Raw genomic sequence first — 14565 nt, forward strand, 5'->3', positions numbered from 1 at the left:
TATTACTCGCTTACTTCTGCATTCTCTGAAGGTTGAGGCTTCTCTTCTGTATTTTCTAAAGTAGTTGGTATATCTTCACTATTAACCACTTCTACTTGGCTATCTTCTCGTAGTCGATCAGTTCCTTCTAGGACAACCTTCTCTCCTACTTTTAAACCTTCTATAACAATGGTTTTATCCGCATCACTACGACCTAAAGTAATATAACGTAGATGAACTTTACTCCCTTCTACCACATACACAAAAGTTCCTTTATTACCATATTGTATAGAGTCAGTAGGAATAATTAATTGCTTATCTAAAGTAGTTAGTTTTAACTTAATGTTCACAAATTGATTAGGGAATAACATACTATCTTCATTAGCAAAACGAGCTTTAACTAAAATTGTCCCTGTACTAGTATTAATTTGGTTATCTAATGTTGCAACTGAACCTGTGGCTAATAAATGAGTATTAGTACTATCCCAAGCCTCTACAACTAAATCTTCCCCTTTTGCTAAACGACTAACTACCTCAGGTAATTGAGCTTCTGGTAAAGTAAAGGTTGTAGAAATTGGTTGGGTTTGGGTAATGGTTACTAAAGGTGTGGTATCTCCCACTTTCACATAGTTACCAATATCAATTTGTCTTAATCCTAAACGGCCTGTAATAGGCGCTTTTATTTGGGTGAACTCTAAATTAAGCTCCGCATCTTTTAACTGTGCCTGACTCGTTAATACTGAACCTTGATATTGATTAACTAATGCTACTTGCGATTCGTAAGTTTGTTTGGCAATGGAGTCTTGTTTAATTAACTTTTGATAACGAGTTAATTCAGAACGTGCATTCTGCAATAAAGCCTGATTCTGTTGAACAGCGCCCTTTGCTTGCTGCAGGGCTGCTTCATAAGGTCTTGGATCAATCACTGCTAACAAGTCATTTTCTTTAACCTGTTGCCCTTCAGTAAATAATACTTTTACTAGCTCACCTTGTACACGGCTTACTATATTAACAGTGTTATAAGCAGTCACTGTACCTAAAGCATTTAAATAAACTGCAAATTCACCTTCTTTAACAGGCTCAACCCTTACAGGCACTATATTACTGAACATGCCCCTCCGGCCAAAGGGTGATGACTCTTTTTCTGAGGGGGAATTGGAAGAAGTGGATTTACTCCACCAAACACCTCCAATAATAAGGAGTATGATAATTACACTAATAATTATCCATTTCTTTTTAGAATTTACTTGGTTGGTTTGCATATTATCTTGTTTATCATTCATTATTACAATCTACGGTCATCCTAAACTAAGCAACTCTATAATTATCTCTCACTAAAATAAAGTGTTTTTACTTTATATTTACATATAGCAGCTATATAGACTAAATAACTACTTTAGTTGACTTGACAATTATTGCCTAGTCAAATAAATTTATTTTTCTTCCACATGGTTTAAAAAAAATGCATTTTACACCTAAAACCATCATTGAAGGCAGCACCTTAGGACAATTGTTACATTTTGCCAATAACTGCAAAGATAAAATAATTGACCAACATACAGCTGCTTATGACCTCACTGCTGCTCAATTCAAGGCTTTGTTATGCATTACTTTTAGAAAGATGACTACCCCAGCAGTATTAAGTCAAGCACTACGAATAGACAATGGCGCAGTAACAAGATTACTTGATCGCTTAGAAAATAAAGGCTTGTTACAGCGTGTAAGAAATGAACAAGACAGACGACAGATCAATATCTTATTAACACCACAAGGGTCAGCTATCAGTAAAAAAATACCAGCCATTGTGGCTGACTCACTAAATCAATTAACGCTGTCATTAACAACTAATGAAGTAGATCAATTACAAATTCTATTAAAAAAAATGTTACTAGCCAATGGTTACCAACCTGATGATTTTATACTTAACAAAATTGATTAAAGATTAACAAAGATGACTACCGAAACAACCGAACCAGTTGAAAAAACTGAAATAACACACACAAAAATCCCCTTAAACCCTGCTAGACAACGCAGAAAATGGCTATTGATACTAACCACAGTTGTTATTGTATCAATACTGCTTGTTATTTTCTGGTATGTACTATTTGGGCGATGGTATGAAACCACTGATGATGCTTATGTAAATGGAAATATTGTACAAGTAACTCCACTCGTCAGTGGTACTGTTGTAAGTATTGGTGCAGATGATGGTAATCTGGTACAGCAAGGACAAACCTTAGTATCACTAGACCCTAGTGATACAGAAATTGCACTACAGCAAGCTGCTGCTAATTTAGCCAACACCGTACGTAAAGTACGTAGCCTCTATAGCACTGTAGATAGTTTTGAAGCACAATTAAAAAGTAGCCAAGCCGGTTTACAAAAAGCCCAAGAAGATTTTAATCGTCGTCAAAAACTGATAGCACAAGGGGCTATTTCTCGTGAAGAACTTTCTCATGCACTCACCACCTTACAAGAAGCACAAGCTAATGTAATCAATATCAAACAACAATTACAGAGCAATAAAGTACTGGTTGATAATACTGAGTTACGTACCCACCCTGATGTACTAGCTGCTGCTACTCAATTTGAGCAAGCTTACTTAGATCAACGACGCAGCAATCTCACAGCGCCCGTTTCAGGATTTATTGCAAAACGTAGTGTGCAAGTAGGACAGCATATTGAAAAAGGTAGCCAGCTTATGGCTATTATTCCTCTACACCAAGTATGGGTAGATGCTAACTTTAAAGAAACTCAATTAGAACATATGCGCATTGGTCAACCTGTTACTTTAGAAGCTGATATTTATAGTGATGTGGTCTATCACGGCCATGTGGAAAGTTTAGGAGTAGGCACAGGCAGTGCTTTTGCATTATTACCTGCCCAAAATGCGACAGGTAACTGGATTAAAATCGTCCAACGAGTACCCGTACGTATTCAATTGGACCCTAAAGAATTAGACAAACACCCCTTACGTATTGGTTTATCAATGACAGTTAAGGTAGATTTGCATGATCAATCAGGGCCAATGCTCCCACAACAACCTCCTACTAAACCGATATTATCAACTGATATTTATCAACAACAATTGGCAGAAGCTAAACAACTAATTGATAAAATAATTGAACAAAATGCTGGTGACAACAAATAAATCATGAGCCTTCAACAAGCTGTTTTTAAGCCCGCCAATCTAGCTTTAGCAACCATTGCTATATCACTAGCTAGTTTTATGCAGGTATTGGATACCACCATTGCCAATGTTGCTTTACCTACGATTGCAGGTAATTTAGGGGTAAGTGCGGAGCAAGGCACATGGGTTATTACTTCGTTTGCTGTTTGTAATGCCATTACCCTACCCCTTACTGGCTGGTTATCAAGGCGTTTAGGCGAAGTAAAGTTATTTATTTGGGTGGTGTTGCTGTTTGTAATTACCTCATTCTTATGTGGTATCGCCCGCAACATGACTGAATTGATTATTTTCCGCTGCTTACAAGGTGCTGTAGCAGGTCCTCTCTATCCTATAGCACAGTCTTTACTACTAGCTATTTACCCTCCCATAAAACGCGGCGTTGCCTTAGCCATCTTAAGTATTGTAACGGTGGTAGCTCCTATTGCTGGCCCTATCTTGGGTGGTTGGATTTCTTACAACTACAGTTGGCCTTGGATATTCTTCATTAATGTTCCTTTTGGTTTATTTGCCGCTTTTTTTGCTTATCAACAACTAAGCAGCAAACCTGAGCAGACCCAACGCTCACCCATTGATTATATTGGCCTAATTGCTTTAGTAATAGGTATCGGTGCACTACAAGTAGTGTTGGATAAAGGCAATGATTTAGATTGGTTTGAATCTAATTTTATTATTATTGGTTCTGCTATTGCAGTGATTGGTATTATCTTTTTTATTATCTGGGAATTAACCGATAAACACCCTATTGTTAATTTAAGACTGTTTACTAACTATAATTTTAGTGTTGGCTGTATTTTATTGGTTTTAGGTTATTCTGGCTTCTTTGGTATTAATTTACTACTACCACAATGGCTACAAACTCAAATGGGCTACACTGCCACATGGGCAGGTTTAGCAGCTGCACCTATTGGGATATTACCTGTATTACTCACTCCATTCCTTGGTCGCTATGCACAGTATTTTGATATGCGTTTACTGGCAAGTTTTGCCTTTGCTGCTATTGCTGGTAGTTGTTTTATGCGTGCAGGTTTCAATACTCAAGTTAACTATGAACATATTGCATTAGTGCAAATGTTTATGGGGGTTGGGGTAGCATTATTCTTTATGCCAGTGATGAGTATCGTACTATCAGACCTAAAACAAAATCAAATTGCTGAAGGTTCTGGATTAGCAGCATTTTTAAGAACATTAGGGGGTAGTTTTGCTGCTTCGTTAACCACATGGATTTGGACTAGAAAAGCCAGTGAACACCATGCCTACCTGACTGAAAGCATAAGCCTTTATGATCCTATTACGCAACATACCTTAAATCAAATGGGTGGTAAAACTCTAGAAAACTATGCTCAGCTAGAAAATATTGTTAATAACCAAGCCTATATGTTATCTACGATTGATTACTTTTTTATGCTCGGCTGTGGTTTTATGTTGCTTGTATTCGTTGCTTGGTTAGCTAAACCTAAAAGAATTGGTCATTAATTATTGAACAGGACATTGGTTGTTTTGTTCCAATTTAACTAATGACTGATAGTCTCCTCTAGTACGTAATTTCTTCACTAATTGATACGTTTGAATATCATAAGAAGTGATTGGTTCAACCACTGCCACTAGACGATTACAGGGTAAAAATAGCAAAACCAATAGCTGCTGTTTCACCTCACCAGTAATTGCAGGAATTATTAGCTCCTGTTGATGATTGAATGTATGTGCTTGTTTATATTGCTCTAGCCACTTATACCAATCATCACTGTAAAGTTTATAAGGGTTATCTTTATAACCAAAAGGGTCCTCAGTATTAGTTGTCCAATTTACTTGTAGCTTATTAATTACTCCCTTACGCAAAGCTATATTTGTTGTTTGATACCAAGAAAAACCCTCTGAGTTTTTTGCAGTAGTAACTGTTTTATTTGTATGGTAGGGAACTTGCTCATTCAGCAATGAGGTTTTAAACTCAAAATCCTTATAAGAGGATAAATTTACCCCAACTGCATTAATAAACTGAAACGGTGCACGAGCCGCATTATATTGTTTAGTAAACTGAACTTCTTGGTATTTATCAATGGGGTATAATGTCAAATCCACACCTAAATCGATAGGCATAGAAACAATATGAATAAGTGGATAAATACCAAATGTAAATAATGCAGCCCAAGCATTGGATAGTTCATCTTTATCATACTTAACGCCTGCAAATGGCTCACCAGTACTATCGCTACTCCTCATTCGTTCATTAACAGTTCCACAGCCTACTAAAACTACTACTAAGAGTAGTATAACTATTTTACGCATCAAGTTTTTCCAACATTAGATTTAACGCTACTATAATGTTCTTCTATTAACTCTACCTTAAGTTACTCAGTTAAAGCACTTGTAAAAGCTTGTTGTGCCTCTGCTAATTTAACTTTTAAATTAGCTACTTGTTGTTGCAATTCTGGGGTGTTGTATTGCTTTAACTGTTTCTCTGCTTTATTCAATGCAACTTGTACCATTGCAACCTCTATTTTTAACTTTTTCTGCTCAGCTGTTAAGGCAGTAGCAGTTGGTTGTTGTGATTTTACTTTATCAATAACTGATTGTTTAGGGTCAAATGTTTGTATTGTTGGAGTTACTGCTGCTTGCTGTAATCTTGCTTGACGTTCCTGTTGTCTACGCTTTTCCTCTCTCTCTAAACGTGTACTTCGAAATTCAAAACGATTTCGCGCATGATCTCTTCTTAACTGCCTCGTTACTCGCTGCCCTTCTGCAATAGCAGAATCACCTGTTAAAGCCACTAACTTAGTTGGTAATGAAATAATATCTATACAATCAACTGGACAAGGAGCAACACAAAGTTCACAACCAGTACATTCAGCTGCAATTACTGTATGCATTAATTTAGCAGCTCCAACAATGGCATCTACAGGACAAGCTTGAATACATTTAGTACAACCAATACATTCAGCCTCTCTTATATAAGCCAACTGAGCTGGCGAATGCTCTTCAGCCAAAGCAATAACTGGCCTATCCAATAATGCTGCCAAGGCATTGATTGTTTCTTCTCCCCCCGGAGGGCACTTATTAATAGCATCACCATTAGCTATTGCCTCTGCATAGGGTTTACATCCTTGATAACCACATTTTGTACACTGAGTTTGGGGCAACAAAGCATCTATTAAGTTAATTAACTGCATTTGGTTATTTACACTTTTTAATTTAATTTCATCAGATTATTTACGGTGTAATAGTATACCTTAATAATGGACCTTAGATAATTTCGTTATTAACTTTCAATTGTTATATAATGAACACCTATTTTTATATGACTCAATAAACTATCCATTCAATAATAGTTAGGAGAAGTAATGAAACTGACCATGCCCCACTTTGAGCAAGCCTCTGTATTAGTAGTAGGTGATGTAATGCTTGATCGTTATTGGCATGGTGGTACCTCCCGTATTTCTCCTGAAGCACCTGTACCCGTGGTTAAAATTAATCAGCGAGAAGATCGACCTGGTGGTGCAGCCAACGTTGCCCTAAATATGGCAGCTTTAGGCGCTAAAACATGGCTAATTGGTGCAACTGGTGAAGATGAGGCTGCTGACTCGTTAGCAGATAGTTTGGGTTCTGCTGGTGTAGAAACACACTTTCAACGTATTGCAGGACAACCAACTACTATAAAACTACGGGTAATGAGTCGCCATCAACAACTTATTCGCGTTGATTTTGAAGAAACTTTTGATATTAATAAAGATGCACTTGCCAGTGAAGTCGAAAAACTTTTACCTTCTGTAAAAGTACTATTATTATCCGATTATGGTAAGGGCACATTAAAAAACCATCAACAGTTAATAAAACTAGCTAAACAACATAATATTCCTGTGTTAGTTGATCCTAAAGGTAATGACTTTACTATTTATAAAGGGGCTACCTTATTAACACCTAATCTAGCAGAGTTTGAGGCCATTGTAGGCAAATGTCTTGATGAAAACCAACTGATCGAAAAAGCACAACAACTAATAGAGCATTTAGAATTAGGTGGCTTATTAATTACTCGTGGTGAACAAGGAATGACCTTGTTACGTGACAACCAACAAGAATTACATTTACCTGCCCGTGCTCGTGAAGTGTTTGATGTGACTGGTGCAGGTGACACCGTTATTTCTACCCTTGCAGCAGCTATAGCAGCTGGCGAGGAACTCACTGAAGCAGTAGCCCTTGCCAACCTTGCAGCTAGTATTGTAGTCGCTAAATTAGGCACAGCCTGTATTAGCGCACCTGAATTACGCCGTGCTATTCAACGTGATACGGGTAATGGTAAAGGTGTGCTTAGTTTAGATCAGTTATTAATTGCGGTAGAAGATGCACGAGCGCAAGGTGAAAAAATTGTATTCACCAATGGTTGTTTTGATATTCTCCATGCAGGCCATGTTGCCTATTTAGAACAAGCACGCTCCTTAGGCGGCCGTTTGATTGTAGCCGTAAATGATGACGCTTCTGTAACGGCATTAAAAGGTGTTGGCCGCCCGATTAACTCAGTAGATCGCCGTATGGCTGTATTGGCTGGTTTGGGTGCTGTTGATTGGGTAACTAGCTTTGCTGATTCAACCCCAGAACGCCTACTGCAAGAAATCAGACCTGATGTTCTAGTAAAAGGCGGCGACTACTCTGTAGATGAGGTGGTGGGTGCTGATATAGTACTAGCCTACGGTGGTGAAGTGAATGTATTAGGCTTAGTAGAAAATAGTTCTACAACGGCTATTGTTGATAAAATTAAAGGACAATAACTCCCTTAATTGATAAAAAACATGTTATTATTAACGTTTCGCCGGGAACGCCCGGCTTTTTTACGTCCATTTGAGTGAGTGCAGAGGACACAGATGACTAAGCTAGATCGCTGGCTGTTACCTGATGGTATAGAAGAAGTTTTACCCAATGAGGCTGCTTGTATAGAAACGGCACGTCGCCGTATATTAGATTTATTTGAATGTTGGGGTTATGATTTAGTTATTACGCCACATGTTGAATATATTGATGCACTGCTAACAGGAACAGCTCAAGACCTTGACTTACAAACCTTTAAAACTGTTGATCCATTATCTGGACGGTTATTAGGTTTTCGTAGTGATATCACACCACAAGTTACTCGACTTGATGCTCATTGGTTAAAAGAAGAAACCCCTGCTCGCCTTTGCTATGCTGGTAGTATTCTATTAACTAAACCTAGAGCACACACTACCTCTCGTAGCCCTATCCAATTAGGTGCTGAGCTGTATGGTGATAAAAGCACTGCTAGCGACATCGAAATTATAAGCCTAATGTTAGAAACACTAGCGTTAGCCAAAGTTGAAAATATCCATATGGACTTAGGCCATGTGGCTATTTTTAGAGGACTAGCTCAAGCATCTAACTTATCTAATGAACTAGAAAACCTATTATTTGACGCTTTACAACGCAAAGCCATTGATGAAGTTTGCCAGTTAACAGCTGACCTACCTAAAACTGAAGCAGCTATGTTTTGTGCCTTAACCACTCTCTGTGGTGGTGAGGAAGTTATTGCCAATGCCAAACAAGTATTAGCCAATGCACCTGCCTCTGTATTAAAAGCTATTGATAAGTTAGCTGAAATTGCTAAACAAATTACCTTACGCTACCCCCATATCACCCTTTATTTTGATTTAGGGGAGCTACGTGGCTATCAATATCATACAGGCATTGTATTTGCTGCTTTTGTACCTAATGTAGGGCAATCTATCGCACAAGGTGGTCGCTATGATAGTGCAGGTATTGCTTTTGGGCGCTCAAGACCAGCTACAGGTTTTTCAACAGACCTCAAAACATTAGTTAACTTAGGGCAAGCTGATTTTACTAATAGCAAACAAGCCATTTGGGCACCTTATGAAAATCAGCCAGCACTTTGTCAGAAAATGGCTGAATTACGTAAACAAGGACAAAGAGTTATTCAAGCACTGCCAAATCAAACATTAACAGAAGCCACTGAAATGGGTTGTGACCAATATTTAGTATTTATTGAAAATAGTTGGCAAGTAAAGCCAATCGTTGCGGGGAAATAATCATGGGTAAGAATGTTGTTGTACTTGGTACTCAATGGGGTGATGAAGGTAAAGGTAAAATCGTTGACCTTCTTACTGAAGATGCTGCTGCTGTTGTCCGCTATCAAGGTGGTCATAATGCTGGCCACACTTTAGTCATTGATGGTAAAAAAACTATTTTAAGACTTATCCCTTCTGGCATCTTACGTGACAACGTACAGTGTTTAATCGGTAATGGTGTCGTACTTGCTCCAGATGCATTCCTTAAAGAAGTAAAAGAATTAGAAGATAATGGTGTAAACGTACGTGATCGTTTACATGTTAGCCCTGCCTGTTCATTAATTTTACCTTACCACGTTGCTTTAGACCAAGCGCGTGAAATTGCTAGAGGTGCGGCTAAAATTGGTACGACAGGTCGTGGTATTGGCCCAGCTTATGAAGATAAAGTAGCCCGTCGTGGCCTAAGAGTTGGCGATTTATTCCACCGTGAGCGCTTTGCTGCAAAATTAGGTGAATTATTAGATTACCATAACTTTGCACTTAAAAACTTCTATCATGCTAAAACTATTGATTTCCAAGAAACTTTAGAGCAATGTATGGCCTATGCCGAACAAATTAAGCCTATGGTAATGGATGTTACTGCGCGTTTGCATGAGTTACGTCGCCAAGGTCAAAACATTATGTTTGAAGGCGCCCAAGGTGCTTTACTGGATATTGATCATGGTACTTATCCTTATGTAACTAGCTCCAATACTACCGCAGGTGGCGTAGCAACTGGTTCTGGCTTTGGCCCTATGTACCTTGACTATATTTTAGGTATCACCAAAGCTTATACAACCCGTGTTGGCTCAGGCCCCTTCCCTACAGAACTATTTGATGATGTAGGTGAACGCTTAGCAGAAAGAGGTAATGAGTTTGGTTCAGTAACAGGTCGTGCTCGTCGCTGTGGCTGGTTTGATGCGGTTATTCTACGTCGCTCCATTGAAATCAACAGTATCTCTGGCCTTTGCCTAACTAAACTCGATGTATTAGATGGCCTAGAAAGCATCAAAATCTGTACTGGCTATAAAGATGCTGATGGTAACTTATTATGTGATGCGCCTACTGATGCGGATAGTTATTTAGGCTTAACACCTGTTTATGAAGAAGTTGCTGGTTGGTCTGAATCTACTTTTGGTGCTAAATCATTAGATGATTTACCAGCTAATGCAGTAGCTTATATTAAACGTTTAGGTGAATTAGTAGGTGCACCCATTGATATTATTTCAACAGGCCCTGATCGTGTAGAAACTATTATCTTACGCCATCCTTTCGCTTAAACAGCTGAACTATTTATAGTCAATAAAAACCCCAGTATAAACTGGGGTTTTTATTGACTATATAATTCTAATGATCATTTTCTAAATATTTAGGCTTCTTAGGTAATGCAAAACTACATAAGAAACAAATAACCAACATTACAGCAACATAAATGAAGAAATAATCAGCATGTCCTATATTTTTAAACTCTGTTGCAATTGATACAGCAGTGCCACCAAATAAAGCATTACCTACGGCATAAGATAGCCCAACTCCCAAAGCACGAACTTCTGTTGGAAACATTTCAGCTTTTACTAAACCACCAATAGAAGTATAAAAGCTTAAGATAAACATCATAACAACAAGTAATACACCCAACATAAACGCTGAATCTTTAACAGCTGGCATAGCTAAAACCATGACAGGATAAATGCATATGAAGCCCAAAGAACTAAAAAGTAACATTGAGACTCTACGCCCTACTTTATCGCCTACAGCACCAAATAAAGGCTGACTTATCATAAAAATAAATAAACCAATAGTCATAATATAACCAACAACTTTATGGTCAACCCCCATACCCATCATATAATTTCTTGAGTAAATTGTAATAGTATAGAAAGCTAAAGATCCCCCTGCTGTATAGCCTACCACCAAGAAAAACTGTTTCCAGTGATCTCTAAATAACGCAATTAAACTGCCCGACTCTTTAGACTCACGTTGCTCTGCCGTTGTTGTTTCCTCTAATGTACGACGAACCCATAAAGAAACTAATGCAGCTAATCCACCAATAAAGAATGGTATACGCCATGCACCTGCATCTAATTGTTCTTTAGTTAGAAATGTTAAAAGAATAACCCCGAGTAGACTTGCCAGTAATTGTCCACCAGAAAGCGTTACATATTGGAAAGAAGCATAAAATCCTCTACGTCCTCTTAATGCAACTTCACTCATTTAAGTGGCTACCGCGCCATATTCACCACCTACGGATAACCCTTGGAATAAACGGACAACCAATAATAAAATAGGAGCCCAAATACCTACTTGTTCATAAGTAGGCAATAACGCAAAACAAAATGAACCCGCGCCCATCATTACAATAGAAATGAGCATTGATCTTTTACGACCATACTTATCGGCAATCCAACCAAATAACCAACTACCTAATGGACGCATAAAAAAACTAAGGGCAAAAGCACCCCAAACAAAAAAAGTCCCCTTTGATCCATTGGCTGGCCCTGTTAATGCAACCGTAAAATAGGTAGCAAAAACAGCATAAATATAAAAATCAAACCACTCAACTAAATTACCTGAAGCAGCCCCTACAATGCCATAGATTCTTTTACGGCGCTCTTCTGGAGTATAATGCGGAAGTGTATTACTCATTCTTATTGTCTCTACATCAAAAAAACAAACAAACAAAAACCCAAGCTGGCTAGAATAGTACAAACTATAACTAAAAAGCTAGCAAAGTTTTATACCATATTCGATCGATCAATCGTATTACCTAATTGGATTAGATAACACCTCCTTGTGTTAACTTACCTCTTAGAAAGAATGTTCTACTGAAGGGAATGTGCTGTCTTTTACTGCTTTCACATAAGCTGTTATAGCACCTTGAATACTGGTTTGACCATCCATAAAGTTTTTGGAGAATTTAGGGGATTTACCCGCATAGATGCCAATCATATCGTGTAGCACGAGCACTTGCCCATCACACTCAACTCCTGCGCCAATACCTATTGTTGGGCACTGTAATGCGGCAGTTACTTCTTTCGCTAAAGCGGCTGGTACACATTCCATTAAGATCATTGCTGCGCCAGCTTGTTCATGCGCAACAGCATCTTCTAATAGCTGTTTAGCGGCCGCATCTCCTTTACCTTGCACCTTATAACCACCAAAAGCATTCACCGACTGCGGCGTTAAACCTAAGTGGGTACACACAGGAATCCCCCGCTCTTGTAAGAAATGCGTTGTCTCTACCATATAGCGACCACCTTCTAGCTTCACCATATGAGCACCCGCCGCCATTAATTGGCTAGCTGAGTCGAATGCTTGTTCTTTACTTTGTTGGTAACTACCAAAAGATAAATCGGCTAACACTAATGCATTTTTAGTACCCCTAGCAACAATCTCTGTGTGATAACACATCTGCTCTAATGTAACAGGTAAAGTGGAAGAATGGCCTTGTACAGTCATGCCTAATGAATCACCTATCAACAAAATATCAACACCTGCTTCATCTAGTAATGTTGCAAAACTTGCTTCATAACACGTTAACATAGCAATTTTTTGTTGCTCTTTCTTCATTTTTTGTAAAGTTGATAAAGTAATCATATAGCCTCATTTTTCATCTTGTATCAATTAACTCTGAAATTAATTAATATTGCACACTGTTATTCATTTAGAATAACAAACTTAACCCTCTACCCTTGGAAATGATCATTATGTTAAAAAAGTTATTACTCTCTTTCTGTTGTATATTTATGCTCACCACACCAGCATTCGCAGAAACAAACCCAAGAGTTCTATTATCTACAAATATGGGCGATATAGAAATTGAACTATATCCACAGCAAGCCCCCATTACTGTAACTAATTTTTTAAACTATGTTAATAGTGGCTTTTATAATGGTACTATTTTTCATCGTGTGATACCTAACTTTATGATTCAAGGTGGTGGCTTTACTGAAGACATGTCACAAAAATCGACCTTAGATGCTATTAAAAATGAAGCTGATAATGGTCTAGCCAATAATCGTGGTACTGTTGCTATGGCACGTACTGGAGTTGTTGACTCAGCTACAAGCCAGTTTTTTATTAATGTAAAAGATAACAATTTTTTAAACCATGGCAAACGCGATTTTGGTTATGCTGTGTTTGCTAAAGTAATTAGTGGTATGGATGTTGTTGATAAAATTGCAGGTGTTCGAACAACATATAGACAAGGTGCACGTGATGTCCCTACAGACCCTGTTATTATCGTTTTAGCTAAACAATTATAATTTATTAAAATACTATATTATTAAAGGGAAATATTATTCCCTTTAATAATTGTATAAATATGTAAAAAAACACAATTTTTAAATGACTGAGTTACTCTTTTAACATAGAATACGAATATTCTGTTATATTCAAATATTTAATTGAGCTTATTTTGTGTTTTCTACTTTATCACTACACTCGCCAAAATCCTTCTTGCTTCTAGCGCTAAAACTTTTATTGTTATTAATTATACTTACCATCGTTTTTGGTGGTGGTTTTCTATTATGGCAACATTATTTTCCTGTGGTAGCAGCCAAAGAATGGCAATATCGAGTTTTACATTCTGATATAACAAAAGCAAGTGCCATTTATAAAGAAGCCGATGGTAGCCTTATTGTTGCAGAAGAGCTTAATAAAAGTCAGGGACGAATTATTCGTATTGCCCCTAATGGTGATCGTACTACACTATTTAGCAACCTGAATAAACCAGATGGAATAACCGCATTTGCTGGTGGTATTGTCTTTAGCCAAGAAGGTGGTGAATACCCTGTTAGTTGGCTAAAAAACGGTAAAGTACACAACCTTTTTGAAGGTACTAATGTACAAGGTTTAATTGCTGATGGAAAATATCTCTATGCTGTAGAGGATCGTGGTCCACAAAGTAAAATTTTACGGTATAACTCTATCACTAAAACCATAGAAACTATTCGCGATAACCTGAATGAAGCAGAAACATTAGCAATCTGCCCTAATGGTCAGAAATATTATAATGAAAAAGAAGCTAATAGAGTAAGATTATTAACCGATGATGGCTCAGATCCTATCGTTTTAAACTATACACAAACTAAAGAGCCAAGTATCTTAAAATGTAACAGCCAAGGACTTTGGATTACAGAAGACTCTACTCACAGAGCTCGTTTAATGTTATTGCAACCTGATGGTAACTTAAAAGTTATTCTTAGCCATTTAAGAGCCCCACAACAGCTCCTAGAAATTAATGAAGACGAATACCTTTTAGCTGAGGGTGGCCGTAATCGAATTATAGAAATTAAAAGAATAAATTAATATTAATTAAAAATCCCTTATAAA

12 protein-coding genes and 1 pseudogene are annotated in these 14565 nt (G+C 37.6%); 8 read left to right on the forward strand and 5 right to left on the reverse strand.

What is annotated here, in order from left to right; genetic code table 11:
- Positions 1–2 precede the first annotated feature (2 nt).
- Positions 3–1262 (reverse strand): MdtA/MuxA family multidrug efflux RND transporter periplasmic adaptor subunit, encoded by a 1260-nt coding sequence (locus MTZ49_RS12825; RefSeq protein ID WP_264745932.1) that lies wholly within the window; start codon positions 1260–1262, stop codon positions 3–5.
- A 179-nt stretch (positions 1263–1441) separates the two neighbouring features.
- Here MTZ49_RS12825 and MTZ49_RS12830 point away from each other — a divergent pair, with 179 nt between their 5' ends.
- From MTZ49_RS12830 to MTZ49_RS12840, 3 genes are read left to right on the forward strand one after another with little or no spacing between them, the layout of a single operon-like run.
- Positions 1442–1918, forward strand: coding sequence for a MarR family transcriptional regulator (locus MTZ49_RS12830; RefSeq protein WP_264745933.1), 477 nt, complete (start codon positions 1442–1444; stop codon positions 1916–1918).
- 12 nt (positions 1919–1930) lie between these two features.
- Positions 1931–3130, forward strand: coding sequence for an HlyD family efflux transporter periplasmic adaptor subunit (locus MTZ49_RS12835; protein ID WP_264745934.1), 1200 nt, complete (start codon positions 1931–1933; stop codon positions 3128–3130).
- Positions 3131–3133: 3 nt separating this feature from the next.
- Positions 3134–4642 carry a DHA2 family efflux MFS transporter permease subunit gene (locus MTZ49_RS12840; protein ID WP_264745935.1) on the forward strand — a complete coding sequence of 503 codons (1509 nt, stop codon included), beginning with the start codon at positions 3134–3136 and terminating at the stop codon, positions 4640–4642.
- Here MTZ49_RS12840 and MTZ49_RS12845 read toward each other — a convergent pair whose 3' ends face one another.
- Entirely contained in the window at positions 4643–5452 is an 810-nt protein-coding gene (locus tag MTZ49_RS12845) for a hypothetical protein (RefSeq protein WP_264745936.1), read from the reverse strand. It abuts the gene before it with no gap.
- Positions 5453–5514: 62 nt separating this feature from the next.
- The gene (gene rsxB, locus MTZ49_RS12850; protein ID WP_264747887.1) at positions 5515–6360 is read right to left on the reverse strand and encodes an electron transport complex subunit RsxB; all 846 of its coding nucleotides are present in this window, start codon (positions 6358–6360) and stop codon (positions 5515–5517) included.
- A gap of 144 nt (positions 6361–6504) precedes the next feature.
- Here rsxB and hldE point away from each other — a divergent pair, with 144 nt between their 5' ends.
- From hldE to MTZ49_RS12865, 3 genes are all read left to right on the forward strand, one after another.
- Positions 6505–7926 carry a bifunctional D-glycero-beta-D-manno-heptose-7-phosphate kinase/D-glycero-beta-D-manno-heptose 1-phosphate adenylyltransferase HldE gene (gene hldE, locus MTZ49_RS12855; protein WP_264745937.1) on the forward strand — a complete coding sequence of 474 codons (1422 nt, stop codon included), beginning with the start codon at positions 6505–6507 and terminating at the stop codon, positions 7924–7926.
- A 93-nt stretch (positions 7927–8019) separates the two neighbouring features.
- Entirely contained in the window at positions 8020–9213 is a 1194-nt protein-coding gene (locus MTZ49_RS12860; protein ID WP_264745938.1) for an ATP phosphoribosyltransferase regulatory subunit, read from the forward strand.
- 2 nt (positions 9214–9215) lie between these two features.
- The gene (locus MTZ49_RS12865) at positions 9216–10511 is read left to right on the forward strand and encodes an adenylosuccinate synthase (protein ID WP_264745939.1); all 1296 of its coding nucleotides are present in this window, start codon (positions 9216–9218) and stop codon (positions 10509–10511) included.
- Positions 10512–10578: 67 nt separating this feature from the next.
- Here the strand turns inward: MTZ49_RS12865 and MTZ49_RS12870 are convergent.
- Both MTZ49_RS12870 and panB read right to left on the reverse strand, forming a co-directional pair.
- Positions 10579–11883: pseudogene (locus MTZ49_RS12870) on the reverse strand (MFS transporter).
- Between the two features lie 156 nt (positions 11884–12039).
- Positions 12040–12828, reverse strand: a complete 789-nt coding sequence (panB, locus tag MTZ49_RS12875; protein ID WP_264745940.1) for a 3-methyl-2-oxobutanoate hydroxymethyltransferase — start codon at positions 12826–12828, stop codon at positions 12040–12042.
- Positions 12829–12938: 110 nt separating this feature from the next.
- Here panB and MTZ49_RS12880 point away from each other — a divergent pair, with 110 nt between their 5' ends.
- Together MTZ49_RS12880 and MTZ49_RS12885 are read left to right on the forward strand one after the other, a co-directional pair.
- Positions 12939–13496, forward strand: a complete 558-nt coding sequence (locus tag MTZ49_RS12880) for a peptidylprolyl isomerase (RefSeq protein WP_264745941.1) — start codon at positions 12939–12941, stop codon at positions 13494–13496.
- A 217-nt stretch (positions 13497–13713) separates the two neighbouring features.
- Positions 13714–14541: a hypothetical protein gene (locus MTZ49_RS12885; RefSeq protein ID WP_264745942.1), complete on the forward strand. Its 828-nt coding sequence runs from the start codon at positions 13714–13716 to the stop codon at positions 14539–14541.
- Positions 14542–14565 lie beyond the last annotated feature (24 nt).

The organism is Entomomonas sp. E2T0 (assembly GCF_025985425.1).
GTDB lineage: Bacteria > Pseudomonadota > Gammaproteobacteria > Pseudomonadales > Pseudomonadaceae > Entomomonas.

Excerpts from the sequence above, each read along its gene's own strand:
- MTZ49_RS12825 (WP_264745932.1), bottom strand. The coding sequence starts at position 1,262 with ATGAATGATAAACAAGATAATATGCAAACCAACCAAGTAAATTCTAAA.
- MTZ49_RS12830 (WP_264745933.1), top strand. The coding sequence starts at position 1,442 with ATGCATTTTACACCTAAAACCATCATTGAAGGCAGCACCTTAGGACAA.
- MTZ49_RS12835 (WP_264745934.1), top strand. The coding sequence starts at position 1,931 with ATGACTACCGAAACAACCGAACCAGTTGAAAAAACTGAAATAACACAC.
- MTZ49_RS12840 (WP_264745935.1), top strand. The coding sequence starts at position 3,134 with ATGAGCCTTCAACAAGCTGTTTTTAAGCCCGCCAATCTAGCTTTAGCA.
- MTZ49_RS12845 (WP_264745936.1), bottom strand. The coding sequence starts at position 5,452 with ATGCGTAAAATAGTTATACTACTCTTAGTAGTAGTTTTAGTAGGCTGT.
- hldE (WP_264745937.1), top strand. The coding sequence starts at position 6,505 with ATGAAACTGACCATGCCCCACTTTGAGCAAGCCTCTGTATTAGTAGTA.
- MTZ49_RS12860 (WP_264745938.1), top strand. The coding sequence starts at position 8,020 with ATGACTAAGCTAGATCGCTGGCTGTTACCTGATGGTATAGAAGAAGTT.
- MTZ49_RS12865 (WP_264745939.1), top strand. The coding sequence starts at position 9,216 with ATGGGTAAGAATGTTGTTGTACTTGGTACTCAATGGGGTGATGAAGGT.
- panB (WP_264745940.1), bottom strand. The coding sequence starts at position 12,828 with ATGATTACTTTATCAACTTTACAAAAAATGAAGAAAGAGCAACAAAAA.
- MTZ49_RS12880 (WP_264745941.1), top strand. The coding sequence starts at position 12,939 with ATGTTAAAAAAGTTATTACTCTCTTTCTGTTGTATATTTATGCTCACC.